This window comes from Methylocaldum sp. (genome assembly GCF_039794385.1).
GTDB lineage: Bacteria > Pseudomonadota > Gammaproteobacteria > Methylococcales > Methylococcaceae > Methylocaldum.
The window spans coordinates 1-12,914 of record NZ_JBDIVO010000109.1 but is presented as its reverse complement, the minus strand read 5'-3'; the positions used below and the strand labels follow the sequence as shown (position 1 = coordinate 12,914).

Genomic DNA, 12,914 nt, shown 5'->3' with positions numbered 1-12,914 from the left:
CGGGGCGTGACATTAACAGCCTTCAAGCCTCATTCGCCGAAGCCGTATCGGTACTGCTGCGGCACTACGAAGGGAAGACGCCAGTGGATGAAACCGTTGCAGCGCTGACCGGCGTGCTAGAGGAGCTGGCGTGGCACCGGGCGGAAGTCGAGCGGCGCGCCGCGCCCCAAATGGATGTCTTCGAGGAGGCCACCGATGAGTAACGGAACGGGATTGGCCGACCGGATTGCGGCGCAACTGGCGGCCTTGTCAACCCAACAGGCGCTCCAGGTACTGACGGAGGTGCAGCAGCGCATATTAAAGGCTTCCATCACACGGGATGATGAGGGTTTGAGTCGGCCCTGGGCGCCGTGTCCGGTCGCGATTCGCAGTCCTGTAGGAGGGGTAAGCAAAATCGAGAGTGATCCTGAGATTCTCGCGTTTATCACCGGGCTCACGGAATACCAGAGCCTGAAGAAAATCGTGGATTTATGCATCCGGAAGTTCGGGCTAGAGCGATCGCCTAGCAAGAGTTCGGTGCATCGCTACCTGCAAAAAATTTCCAAGTTACAAGAGGAGAAATCTTAAATGTCCGAAGCCTGCAACAAGACCCTTATCCGATCGGGAAAGGTCCTGGAATGCCTGTTTGAAGACGACTTTAAGGGCAAGACCGAGCTGCAAATCGTAGAAATGACGCAGATCCCCCTCCCCACGATTTACCGGATCTTGCAGACCTGGAAGACGTTGGGCTGGGTTGTCGACGTGCCCATCCCCGGACGCAAGGCGGTGCAATGGCGGATTAGCAGCGAAAAGCTGCTGCGGATCGCTCATAGCCACAAGCGGCACATGTTGCGGCAGGTGCACAGCCTGGAGAAAGAGTACCTGGACATCGCCGGAGAGGAATTGCGCGCATGAGCACGTTCAACTCGCTCAACGATTCGAGCGTGATCCCAAAAATTCTCGATTTGTCGGAGATTTTGGGTTTAGAGTTTTTCAAATATGCCTAAAAATCAATTGCTTAGCATGTCATGCCGGTCGGAAAAATTATCCGACGTCTTAGATTTTGGGGCGCTGCCTATTTTGGTCCGCGAACGCATTAGGTACGCGAGGAGTTAATCGAATGACAGAACAAGAATCACTAATTGAGAGCGTGGCCGCCGATATGAATGCCCGTCGGCAAAGGCTCGAAACAGCAAAGAGCGAGACAACGATGGCTCAGGAGTTAAGTCTAGCGACCGCCCAGCAGGATTTCGACCGGGCCGGGTATATCGAGGATAGGGACGATCTGAACCAACTGGTCGGCCGCGTTCAAATGGCGAACGTGCATCGAAAATTCTCCGATTATGCAGTCTTTACGCTGCTCGAAAGCATCCATGAATCCAAGCAATATCGATTACTTAAGGGGAAGACGTTTACTGGGTTCGACGGGGCAGTCTTCGACGCCGGGACTTGGGAGGGGTTCTGCCGTCTGTGTGGGACATCGGCGAGCACGTTCGACGAATGGGCGAAGAACAAACAGGCTATTGGCGAGGATGCGCATAGGACTTTACAGCAGATTGGCTTGACTACGCGGGACTTTCGCCAGATTCGAAAACTTCCCGACGATGACAGGAAAGCCATCGCTGAAGCGGTCGAAGCGCACGCAGTCGATAAGGACGCGATCCTCGACCTGATCGACCAATTATCCACCAAGCACGCCAAGGAGAAGGAATCCTTGGAGAAGACCGTCCAGAGGCAAAAGCACCAGCTGGAGGAGAAGGCGGAGGACATTTCGAAGAAAGACGCGAAGCTCGCCGAACTGAGAGCAACGCTCGAAGACCTCAAGCGCACCGAATTGCCGCCCGACGAGGCCGAACTCGCCGCCTTGCGTCGCATCCAGGAACTGGAGAGGGATTACAAAGCCATTGTCGGCGCCGTGGAGCTTGTCCGGCTGGATCAGGCCAGTGTAACGGTCCGGGTCAAGATGGTGCACTTGGTCGAGTATTTCGAGGTTTATGCCCGAAAGCTGCGCACGGACCTAATGCATAAGTATCCAGACTTGTGGGATGGCGCTGTTGGCGACAGCGATGTCATGGAAGCTCGTGCCGAATTGGACAAGGTGACCGAGCGCCTGGAGCGGGATCTTCCCGTCAGAGCGCTGAGCTGAGGTGTGCCATGCCGCGAACACACACTGATATTAAGCCCGAGGTAGGGCTAGAAATCGCCCACAAGCTAGCGCAGGGTGGAAACCAAAGGAAAGCCGTCATCGCGAAGTACACGGCGCCCCCTTGGGGGTGGTCAGCGAGCCGCGTCTATAAGGTGGCGCAGACTTACGGCTGGCGCTCCGGCCGCAAGACCCGAGCGGATAAGGGGCTGATTCGTATTCCGGGGATTGATGAGGAAAAGCTGGAATTCGCCGTTCGCGTGGTTATCGCCAGCACTCGGCCCAAGACCGGCAAGCGCCTGACGTGTACCGAAGACCTGATCGAGCAGCTAGTCCTTAATGGCTACGAGGAGTTCCGCAATATGTGCCCGCAGACCTTGAATCGATTGCTCCGCGAGCGCGGTCTTAGTCACCACCTACTGATCGCCGATGGACCGGCCATCGAAATGGCGTCATTACACCCGAACCACATCCATTTTGTGGATGCCTCGGTCTGCGTCCAGTGGGACTTGCGGGGCAGTAAAAAAATGGTGCCTCGGGATATGCAAAAGGCGTTTTACAAGAACAAGCCCGGCTACTGGCGCGAGGTGCGGAAAGTCCTGATTCGCTGGCTGTTGGTGGACCATTGCAGCGGCATGTTCTACGTGGACTACACCTATGCCGCAGGCGAGAACACGGCCGATTTGCTGAACTTCCTGATCGACGCCTGGAGCATCAAGCCCTACAGCGATCGCTACCCGTTCCACGGCGTTCCGAAAATGCTGGGGCTCGATCCGGGCGCGGCCAACACCAGCCACGAAGTCAAGGCGTTGACGGAAAAGCTCGGCGTCGAGCTGTACGTCCACGCCCCCGGCAACAGCCGGGCCAGCGGTGCGGTGGAAGTGATCCACGGCTATTGGGAGCGCCGTTTCGAGTGGGAATTGCTGCTCAAGTTGGCCGATGATCTGGACGATCTGCGCGCCCGGGCGCACGACCGCATGATCAACCTCAACGCAACCAAGGAGCACGCCCGGCACGGCCGGACCCGTTGCGCCAAATGGATGGAAATCACCCAAGCGCAGCTGCGTATCCTGCCCCCTCGGGAACACTGCCACACCCTGGCCACGTGCAGCCCCGGCACGCGGGTTCCGGACGAGCGCTTGCGTATCACGGTGGATGGCCGAGTGTTCCAGCTCTATGCGCCTGCCCTCAAGGGCCGCAAGGTCAATTATGACTATAACCCCTGGCAGGTGGATGAACTGAACGTCTGGACCGATGACGGCGAAATGGTCCCCTGCCGGCTGATCCGGAAGAATGAGCACGGCTTCGATTCCGATGCGCCGGTCTTCGGCGCTGACGAATACAAGCGCCATGCCGACACCCCGGCCCAACGGGTTCGCAACACCCACGAGCGCGAAGACAAGGCAACCCGGCTGCGGGGCTTCGAACCCAAGCCGACCGGGCATCTAGTGCCGAAGCAACATTTCATCCCGAAGCGCGGCACGCCCATCGTGTCCACGGACGCCCCCAAGGTTCCGCCGATCCGCGCGGTTGAAGTGCCGAAACGGCTGCGGGAAAAGCTCGGTCTGGACCGTTTGACGCCCTTGCAGAATCAGCAGGTACTGAACTGGCTGGGCGGCAAGGAATCGGTAACAGCCGAGGAGTTTGACGTCATCCTGGAAAAGGCTAGATCCGCTTGGACGGGAAATCAGAGCGAGGGACGCGCAGTTCGTACGATTCAGCGGGCCGGCTAGGAGCGAGGCAATGACCGATCAATCCCTTCGACTCAAGACCTACGTCCAGCAATTGGGCGGCCAAGTTCAATTCACGCGGTTGATGGCGGAGCAGGGTTACAGCTGCTCCAGGAGTCTGCTGAACCAGACCTGCAATCACGGTGTGCTGCCAAAGCGCAATGGGGATGCGTACAAACAGGCGATCAACCAGGTGTTAAGGACGGCTGGAATGGATGCCGAAAGCGCCTGGTTACCGCAATCGGAGAGTGGACCCGCCAACGCCCATCCGCCCAAGATTGGCGCAAGCGGGTCCGTGCCGAGTATCAATCAATTGCCGCGAACAACTCAGCGGGGAGATTCTACTGCCATGATGAATAAAACTAAAGCAACCTTGGAACCGGAACATCTCCGGCATTTCAGCCTGTCCGACGATCCGTTTTTCGACCTGGCCGATCACCGGGAGATCTGGCTGAACAACCACTTGGAATACGTCAAGCACCTGATCCAGCGGACCGCAGAGAACCGGGGCATGATGGTGCTCACCGGCGACTACGGCGCGGGTAAATCGACGTTGCTGCGCCATGTGCTGGGCGAAATGATCGCCAGCGGCAAGGCAGAAATCATCATGCCCGACCGTCTGGACCGCCGGGCCATGCACGGCGACATGCTGACCCTGGCGATCGTCGATCAGCTCGGGGGCGGCATGCGCATCCCGCGATCGGTCCTCCAGCGCGACCGGTTGGCCAAGCGGCTATTGACCACGGCAATGGAGCGCGGCGAACACCCTCTCCTGGTGATCGATGAGGCGCACGATCTTCGTACCGAGTTGTTCGTTGCGCTTAAGCGCCTCTGGGATTCCGGCCTGATCTTCCGCGAGATCGGCATTCTGTTGGTGGGCACTGGCGGCAAGGATGCCGGCGGACGGTCCTGGGGGCTCCGTTGGGAGATCGAGGGGAACCCGGATATCCGGGAGTTCGCCGAGCGAGCCCACTTGGTAGATCTCGGACGACTAGCCGCGACCCTGCCGGAGTATCTCGCCTGGCGCTTCCGCAAGGTCGGCGCCGCCCTGGATGAGGTTTTCGCGCCCGGCGCGGTTGAGGTCTTAACCGAGCAGGCGCAGACGCCTCAACTGGTCGGCATCTACGCCGTGGGCGCCATGCGCGAAGCCTATTTGGACGGCGCCTTGAAAGTGTCGGCCGACCACGTGCTGAGGGTTTAGGCCATGCCAAGGCGCAATTGTGATCCTGGCCTCTACCCGGAAGGGCGGGTAAAACGGTTTATAACAGGTGTTACAGCCACGTTTTCGGGGAATTCGGACTCTGGCGAGGGCGACGGGCGTGGGCGCGGCTGTGTGGCGCTTGATGCCGATCAATCCATCGGAAAAAAAACGATGCCGATCACCAAGAGGCAAATCGCCGTTCTCCACGTGCTCAAACAGCAAGCCGGCTTCGGTGAGGACGAATACCGGGACACCCTATTTCGAGTGGCTGGCGTGCGCTCTGCGAAGGATCTCGACCAGACAGGGTTTGAAAAGGTTCTGGAATGGTTCGAGGCGCTTGGGTATCGGACGCCGCGGAAACCGAACCGTGTCAACTTCGGTCAGCGCCCCGGCTACGCCACGCAAAAGCAGCTAGATTTCATTGGCGATCTGAGACCAAAGGCGTTTGACCACGACACCGACCAAGGTTTTTCGCACTGGCTAGAACGCTTCTTCCATGTATCGCACCCGCGCTTCCTGTCGGTCAAAGCGGCCGGCAGCGTCATCGAGGCGCTGAAAGCGATGGACCAACGAAAAAAGTAGGCAGAATTATGACTCACGATATCAATAAAGACTTGGGGACGGGGCTCACGGTACGCCGCCTGTGTGAACTCATCGACGAGGCGCAATTGGACCTCATGCAGATTCGCTCGCTCTCTTGGGCGGCCGGCGCGCTGATCCTTCATAACCAGGATAAAACCATCGAGGATCTGGAATTGAAGGATCGGATTGCCGACCTGGTAAACGTGACGCACGAAAAATCGGTCGCGCTTCTGGCGCGGCTGGACGAAGCGACCACCCGCTTGACCGAAGAGATCCGGAGGGCGGGACTATGAGCGAACAAATCAAGGCGTACTACAGCGACCTAACAAGAGAAACGCGTTGGGAAGTGCAGAAGCTTCGAAGCTTGACAGCCGGCGCCTCGCGAGTCCTCGAAGACGCATTAGAACAATGTGGCGGGCCGTCCCCGATGGCCGATCTACTGGAGTTCGTGGCTCACATGCTGGACATGATGGCGGAATTGGGCGGGGAGCTGGAAACCAAGCTTAATAACGCCAGAGCCCCGGCCGAGCATACTGAATAGGCCGAGGAGCGGAGAAACAAGCGAAACCGGGGCCTAGCCCCGGTCGCCCAAGGGCGGCGCCTTGGGCCTGATGAGCAGCCGATTTAGACCTGTTTTCGAGTAAGGGGCGTTCCAATGTATGCGGTCAGAATTACTCAACGTGATTTCGTCGCGGGGACGGAGACCACTAAAATAGGCAGGAAGCGCTTCAAGACCGAGGCCGGCGCCAGGAAGCAGGCGGCCTCATTGAGTTATTCTTGTATTCCGGACGGCAAGACCAAAGTCAGCGAAGTGGTCGCTGATGTCATCCCGCTCTGAGCCTATCGGGAGCTGCCATCCACGGCAAAACCGTATTCCGGCGGCCGACGAATCCCCCGCCCCCGAACCCCTTCTCCCTTAATCCGCCCACCTTTCAGGGGAACAATTTCATCCCGAAAGAGCCACGGCGGAGAACGCTTTTGTTTTGTCCCACCTGCTTTCAGAAAGTCGAAGTCGAGCTTCAGTCCGAAGTGGTGCTCGATGTTGAACAGCTGCCGCGCGTGCTTCAGGAAATCGCTTTCCTGGTCGGCCCCGAAAACGCCGTAAAGATCGCACGGGCGTATGGCGGGGTCCGGCTCTATGTGCCCAAGCGCATGAAACCGGATCATCCTTTGGCCGAACTGGTAGGTTTCGAGAACGCCTGCGCCTTGTCCACCGGATTCGGCGGTCTGCCGCATTTCGATATTCCGCAGTTTGACAAGCTGATTCGGGAAGCCCGCAATCGGGCCGTCCTGAAAGACCGGGCTCAAGGAATGAGCGTTCGCGAGCTGGCGCTGAAGTATCGGCTCACCGAGAGAGCGATTAGCAAGATTCAAGTAGCCGCTCTCAAAGCGGATCTTAATGCCGCCCGTCTTCGCCAAGAATCCGATAACCCGGCCGCACTGGCTCACGACCACCAGAACCCGCCCGACCCAATCAAAAACTCCGACTTCTCAACTGCCACAAAAAAGGTAACCGACCCATGACACGCGAAGAACTCCAAGACCGCATTGCCGCCCTTCAAGCCGAACATGATTCCCTGGTGGAACAGGAGGAGGCGTTCAAGCGGAAGGCAACCGAGATCGACTTAAGGCTTCAGAGCCTGAAGGGTCTGCATAATGAAGAACAATTCGCCGGCCGAATAGCGGCGCTCGAAGAGGAACTCAAACAGGTGCTTAAGGCGACGGACGACGCCTATGCCCGCCGGACTCAAGCGAACGCCGAGCTCGGCCGGCTGCAAAATCTCGAAATCGAGCTAGCCAGGACGTACCACGGTACGACTCAGAAAGAGATCCAAAAGGCCAGGGCCGCCGTCGATACAGCGCAGCAGGAGGTCGACGCGCTCCAGGCGAAAATCGCCGAACTCTCGGCGCCCGACGGCGAACAAGCCACGGCGGACCTTAACGCACTCCGTGAGCGGCGCAAGACTGCGGCGGCCGGCGTGGTGCTGGGCGAAGCCGCCGATGAGGAGGTCCGGGCGTTGGACGATCAAATCGCGGCGCTCGAACCGGCCGCACAGCGAGAAGCCACCGAACGGGCCGATCGGGCCGCCGCCGTGGAGGTCTTGCGGCAACGGCTGCCAGCCGCCGAGGACCGGCTCAAGCAGGCGAAGACGGCGCTTCGCACCAAGGAGCTCGATTATCTTCGCGGCGCGGCGGAAGACGCCGCTAAAGCCTACCGGGACGCGGGCGATGGCTTGATTCGGGCGTACCGGCGGGTCATCGCCTTCGATTGGCTCCTTTCGGGCGCGGATCTGGCGTTGATGATGCCCTCCGTGCCTGATCTGACGCTACCTTGCCTTCGCGCGAAGGCGTTCCCCGAAAAGCCGGACCGCTACGGCTACCGCTCGTTCTACAGCGCCCAAGCCGATCGCGACGGCTTTGCTCAGGCGCGTGTTGACGTCGAGGCCGAACTCCGGGCGGCCGGCGTCAAATTGTAACTGGGTCCCGTCCTTCCGCCGAGAGAGGCGAGCCATAGGGGAAGGGCTGAGGGACTAATATGGCCCGCCGGGAACCGATGACGGTCCCGCGCCATTTCGCAAGCCTTTTGGGTGTTCACCCGTCATCCATCATTCATCGAGCCTGATTATGAAGAACGAAACACTGAAGCTGATCCAATCCGCCCGGCGCCATACGGTGCTGTCCCCCGGCAGCCGCACCCTCCAGCGCTTGGCCGCCGAACCTACACCCATCGCGACGCGGGCGCTCATGGCGCACGCCGACCGATTGGCGGCCCGGATGCGATTGACGGCGGAGCAGCCGAACCTCTTGGCGATCTGCGAGCGGTTTGTCCAGGCGGTTCAACCCGAAGTCCGTCTACACGTAGAAATCACGGTAAACGACAGGAGACTTTCATGACCGATCTTCTAACCCGCCTCAAGGCCGGCCGTTCGGCGATCCGCCGGGTGAATCTCGCGGATGACGTTATCGTCGGCCTGAGGCTCTTGACCGATCAGGACTATCTCGAAGCCGGCGTCGCCGCCGAAGAAGCGATGAAAGCCCGGAAGATCGAGGTGTCGGTGTCGAGCGCCGAGCTTTTCGAGCACGAGCAAACCTCGCAGTTTCTGGCCCGCGCCGTGGTCGATCCCGACACCGGCGAGCGGCTGTTCCAGACGGCCGAAGCTTTGCGGAAGGCTTTGACACGCTCCCAGAAAAGCGCCCTAGTCGCGGCCTACCTGGAGCACGAAAAGACCTATGCGCCATCCGAGGGGAATCTCGGCGAGGCCGAATTCCAGAAACTCCTGGAGGCGGTAAAAAAAACGCCCGAGACAGCGACTTTGAACGATTTAAGTTTCGACACGCTGAAAAGGCTTATTGTTACTTTGGCCGCCCCGCCGTCGAGCTGACCCGCGGCGAATGGCTCGCTTTCCTGGCCTTGGGGCTGGCCGAGCAGCCCGCCCCAAGGGCCGAAGGCGGGACGAAACGCTACGTAAGCATCCGGAAACGAAAAGGCATCCCGCATGAGAAGGGATCTTGAAACCAAGCTAATCATCAAGTACCGCGACGACGCCAGCCGGGGGCTTAACCAGACCGCCGCCAGCGTGCGCCGGTTCGGCTCGGCCGGCGATCGGACGTTCGGCAACATGCGGGCGCAGATTCGCCGGCTGGGCGCCGAAACGAATCAGCTCAACTCGGGCTTTTCCACCCTGGCCAAGCTGGCGGCGACTATCGCCAGCTTGAGTGTGGTTCGCGAGACGTTCCGCACCAGCCTCGACTTCGAGCGGGGCATCCTAGAAATGAAGCAGAACGCCGGCATGACTGTACCGCAAGCGGCGGAAATGCGGCAAAAGGCATTGGAGGCGAGCCTGCCGAACTTGCAATTGCCGTCGGACATCCTCCAGGGCGAGAAAGCCTATGCCCGAGCCGGCATGAAGTTCGAGCAAATCCGGGCCTCCATCGAGGAAGCGAGCCGCGCCGCCACGGTCATGAGGGCCACGGTGGAAGACATCGCCAACATGGATTTCGACATTCAGGACAAGTTCAAGGTCGCGCCGGAACGGATGTCCGCGGCGCACAACATGCTCTATTACCACGGCAACGCCGGCCGCTTCGAAGCGAAGTCCATGGCGGCCCTGGCGCCGGTCTATCTCAACGCCATGCAGGCGGTGGGCATTGGGGGCGAGCGGGGGCTCAACTTTGTTGGCGCCTTGACCCAGTCGATCATGAAGCAAGCCCCGGCCACCGAGCCGAGCCAAGTGGCCACGCTGATCCAGCAGGGGCTGTCCCACATTACCTCCGCGCACTACGTCAAAGGACTTAAGAAGTTCGGCATCGATGTCACGAAGTACGCGCCCAAGGGCCAGTTCTACGGCGAGGGCGGCGTTGAAGGGATGCTTGATTTGGCCCGCGCCATGAAAAAGAAAGGCTTGACCGATCCTTTCAAGCTGGCCAAGGCCGGCTTTGCCGATCAGGAAAGCGCCAAGTTCTGGCGCCAGCTGATGCAGGACGCGGATACGATCGGCGCCGAGATGAAAGCGGGCGAGGAGGCCGCCCGGAACGACGCGATCGGCCGCGATCTCGACGAAATGAAGCAAAGCAACTTCGGCAAGATCAAGGCGGCGCAAATCGCGGCGGAGAAAGCGGAGTTGAGCGAGCCCGCGCAGAAAGCCGTCACGAAGACCGCCGAGGGCGTCAGTAAAGCGACCGAGTTCGCCGAGCAGCACGGGGACAAGGCGGCGGCGGTGGCCGATACCGCCGTAGAGCATCCGGGGACGGCGGCGGCAATGCTCACCGCCGGATTCTTTGGCGGCAAGTGGCTACTGAAGAAAGCCCTGCCCCAGTTGGGCCTAGCCGCACTGCGCTGGGGTTTGGGGCAAGCGCCCATGCTGGGGATGCTCGGCGGCCAATCCTTGTCCACTCTGCCGATGTTCGGTGCCGGAGCACTGACAGCGACCACTGCCGCGGCTCTCACTTCGGCAGGGGCGGGCTTTGGGGCGGGCTACGGCCTCAATCGGGCGTTTCAAGACACGCCAATCATGGATTGGATCGATAGCGCAATCGCCAAGCCGATCTCGGATGCGCTGGACGCCGTTTTGAGCAAAGAGGTTAACGTCGCGGTGACCGTCGACGTCAAGGGCGGCAACATCGTGGCCGAGGTGAACAAGGTCAACAGCCGCGAAGCAAGGCGCTTTTGAAGATGGGGAAAGCCTTTCCGTGGTTTTCTGGTTCGACAAGGGTGTGTGAAATTCTTGGCTTTTAAAGAGGTGGGCGTTATGGGCTTTTTTGATCGATTTTCCAGCCGGTCCTTCCCGGTGAATTTAGCCCAGGCGGACAGCGGCCCGCCCCTACTCGAAGAAATCGCCACGACTGAAGACGGGCGCGACATCGCCCGCGGCTACGTGGACAACCTGGACCTGTTGCCGAACAGCGATCCGGTGCTGATGGCGAAAGGCGGCGGGACTCTCGAACTCTACGAGCAACTCTATTCCGACGATCAGGTGAAACTCTGTTTCGATCAGCGCCAGCTCGGGCTGATTTCCAAGGAATGGTACGTCGAGCCGGGCGGCTCGTCGCGCGCGGACAAGAAAGCCGCGGCGCTGGTGGAGGACGTGCTCAACCATGTGGCCTGGGACAAAGCCACGCAGAAGATGCTGATGGGCGTCTTCTACGGCTACGGCGTCGCCGAATGCCTGTGGGCGACCGACGGTTCGACCATCATGCTGGACGCCTTGAAGGTGAAAAATCGGCGCCGGTTCGCCTTTGGGCCGGACGGATCGCTGAAGCTCTTAACCACGCGCCAGCCGCGTGGGGAACCGCTGCCGCCGCGGAAGTTCTGGGCGTTCGCCACCGGGGCGACGGACGACGACGAGCCCTATGGCCGCGGGCTCGCGCACTGGCTGTATTGGCCAGTGTGGTTTAAGCGTAACGTTACGAAATTTTGGCTGGTCTATCTGGAAAAGTTCGGCATGCCGACCGCGGTCGGGAAATACCCGTCGGGTGCCAATCCGGACGATAAGAAAAAGCTCTTGGCCGCGGTCCGCGCCATACACCAGGACAGCGGCATCACCATCCCCGAGGGCATGATGATCGAACTCCTGGAAGCGACCAGGACGTCCGGCGCCGACTATGTGGCCTTCTGGGACCGGATGAACGCGACCATCGCCAAGATCATCCTGGGCCAAAGTTTCAGTACCGAGGGCCACGGCGGGCAGTACAAGGGCGACAACCTGATGGACGTCCTGGAGGATCTGATCAAGGCCGACGCGGACCTCATCAATCAGTCCTTTTCCCAGACCGTCGCGACGTGGCTGACCGATTGGAATTACCCCGGCGCGGCCGTGCCGCGCGTGTGGCGCCGCGTCAATAACAAGCCGGATTTGAAGGCCCTCAGCGAGACGCATAAAAATGTGTTCGCCCTGGGTTACCGGCCCACGTTGGCCGAAGTGAAGGAGATTTACGGGGGCGAGTGGGAGGAGGTCAAGCCGGCGCCCAGCGCCGGGAGTCTCGCCGGCCGGTTGCGTGCCGGCGTCGAGCGGAACCGAACCACGACGGATCTGGCCAAGGGCGACGAACTCGACACAATTGAAATTGCTGTCCCGTAACGGGAGAAGTCGGCGCTTTAGTTTTCTCGCGGCGGCCTAGCCAGCGACAAGTAACAGCTCTTAAGAGAGGACGGGAAACCGGTGTGCAGTGCGTAGGCTCGCACCGGTTTAAGCTTGGGCCAGGCACGCACCGTCTGGCCCTTTTTTGGCGTGAACCAGTCTCAAATTAAGCGACGTTACGGGCCGTTACGGGGAGCGGTGAGGACGTTTTAGGGGAATTTAACGCTTCACCCTGTGAAGGCAACTTCTCAAGATATGAGAAAATCAAAAATGGAGTTTTCGCGTTCTGACCGCAAAGTTTTCGCGTTTCCATACAGCGAGGCGGGCTTTCGCTGTGGACGCGCGAGCAATTGCGGACTTATCCGTTTCTGGGTTTGGACTGAGCAAGACCTGCCGTTGGCCGTCAACATTTTTGCCTGCCTCGTGATACGAAGCCGCTCGATGCGTGTCAAAGGCGGGTAATGGGGCGATGTGCCGATCGGCTTGGCGGATCGGGAAGCCCTGAGTGCGGTAGGTCGCCAATCCCTTCCCAATCGCAAACGGTCGCTTTAGTCGCGACCCTTCCGACAAAGCTCCTCGCCGACCCAATGTGTCGGCAAAGGATTGCCGACCTACGAATTTCCCGATTCTTACCGCTAAACTACGGTGAAAAACGCTTTAGCCAGCAAATTTTTTCCCGCCTCGTGATGCGAAACAGCCGG

16 protein-coding genes and 1 other RNA gene are annotated in these 12,914 nt (G+C 59.8%); all 17 read left to right on the top strand.

Annotated elements, in window-relative coordinates; translation table 11 throughout:
• The coding region (locus ABJK70_RS11405) for a hypothetical protein (protein WP_347258045.1) at positions 1 to 203 on the top strand (203 nt) is incomplete at its 5' end.
• Entirely contained in the window at positions 196 to 567 is a 372-nt protein-coding gene (locus ABJK70_RS11400) for a hypothetical protein (protein WP_347258044.1), read from the top strand. The genes ABJK70_RS11405 and ABJK70_RS11400, both read left to right, overlap by 8 nt.
• Positions 568 to 894: a hypothetical protein gene (locus ABJK70_RS11395; protein ID WP_347258043.1), complete on the top strand. Its 327-nt coding sequence runs from the start codon at positions 568 to 570 to the stop codon at positions 892 to 894.
• A 205-nt stretch (positions 895 to 1,099) separates the two neighbouring features.
• Positions 1,100 to 2,125: a hypothetical protein gene (locus tag ABJK70_RS11390; protein ID WP_347258042.1), complete on the top strand. Its 1,026-nt coding sequence runs from the start codon at positions 1,100 to 1,102 to the stop codon at positions 2,123 to 2,125.
• Positions 2,126 to 2,133: 8 nt separating this feature from the next.
• Positions 2,134 to 3,855 (top strand): hypothetical protein, encoded by a 1,722-nt coding sequence (locus ABJK70_RS11385; protein ID WP_347258041.1) that lies wholly within the window; start codon positions 2,134 to 2,136, stop codon positions 3,853 to 3,855.
• A 10-nt stretch (positions 3,856 to 3,865) separates the two neighbouring features.
• Entirely contained in the window at positions 3,866 to 5,053 is a 1,188-nt protein-coding gene (locus tag ABJK70_RS11380) for an AAA family ATPase (RefSeq protein ID WP_347258040.1), read from the top strand.
• Between the two features lie 171 nt (positions 5,054 to 5,224).
• A complete protein-coding gene (locus ABJK70_RS11375) occupies positions 5,225 to 5,635 on the top strand; it encodes a regulatory protein GemA (RefSeq protein WP_347258039.1) in 411 nt (136 codons plus the stop codon).
• An 8-nt stretch (positions 5,636 to 5,643) separates the two neighbouring features.
• Positions 5,644 to 5,928: a hypothetical protein gene (locus ABJK70_RS11370; RefSeq protein WP_347258038.1), complete on the top strand. Its 285-nt coding sequence runs from the start codon at positions 5,644 to 5,646 to the stop codon at positions 5,926 to 5,928.
• On the top strand, positions 5,925 to 6,176 hold the full coding sequence (locus ABJK70_RS11365; RefSeq protein ID WP_347258037.1) for a hypothetical protein: 252 nt from the start codon (positions 5,925 to 5,927) through the stop codon (positions 6,174 to 6,176). The genes ABJK70_RS11370 and ABJK70_RS11365 overlap by 4 nt, the downstream gene beginning before the upstream one ends.
• Positions 6,177 to 6,194: 18 nt before the next feature.
• An RNA gene (locus tag ABJK70_RS11360) (hammerhead ribozyme type II) lies at positions 6,195 to 6,260 on the top strand.
• A gap of 30 nt (positions 6,261 to 6,290) precedes the next feature.
• Positions 6,291 to 6,473 (top strand): hypothetical protein, encoded by a 183-nt coding sequence (locus ABJK70_RS11355; RefSeq protein WP_347258036.1) that lies wholly within the window; start codon positions 6,291 to 6,293, stop codon positions 6,471 to 6,473.
• Between the two features lie 140 nt (positions 6,474 to 6,613).
• Entirely contained in the window at positions 6,614 to 7,159 is a 546-nt protein-coding gene (locus ABJK70_RS11350) for a Mor transcription activator family protein (RefSeq protein ID WP_347258035.1), read from the top strand.
• On the top strand, positions 7,156 to 8,112 hold the full coding sequence (locus ABJK70_RS11345; protein WP_347258034.1) for a hypothetical protein: 957 nt from the start codon (positions 7,156 to 7,158) through the stop codon (positions 8,110 to 8,112). Before ABJK70_RS11350 ends, ABJK70_RS11345 begins: the two co-directional genes overlap by 4 nt.
• Positions 8,113 to 8,260: 148 nt before the next feature.
• Positions 8,261 to 8,530 carry a hypothetical protein gene (locus ABJK70_RS11340; protein WP_347258033.1) on the top strand — a complete coding sequence of 90 codons (270 nt, stop codon included), beginning with the start codon at positions 8,261 to 8,263 and terminating at the stop codon, positions 8,528 to 8,530.
• Positions 8,527 to 9,018, top strand: a complete 492-nt coding sequence (locus ABJK70_RS11335) for a hypothetical protein (protein WP_347258032.1) — start codon at positions 8,527 to 8,529, stop codon at positions 9,016 to 9,018. Before ABJK70_RS11340 ends, ABJK70_RS11335 begins: the two co-directional genes overlap by 4 nt.
• A gap of 114 nt (positions 9,019 to 9,132) precedes the next feature.
• Positions 9,133 to 10,806 carry a phage tail tape measure protein gene (locus ABJK70_RS11330; RefSeq protein WP_347258031.1) on the top strand — a complete coding sequence of 558 codons (1,674 nt, stop codon included), beginning with the start codon at positions 9,133 to 9,135 and terminating at the stop codon, positions 10,804 to 10,806.
• Positions 10,807 to 10,884: 78 nt separating this feature from the next.
• Positions 10,885 to 12,213, top strand: a complete 1,329-nt coding sequence (locus ABJK70_RS11325; protein ID WP_347258030.1) for a DUF935 family protein — start codon at positions 10,885 to 10,887, stop codon at positions 12,211 to 12,213.
• Positions 12,214 to 12,914: the final 701 nt, after the last annotated feature.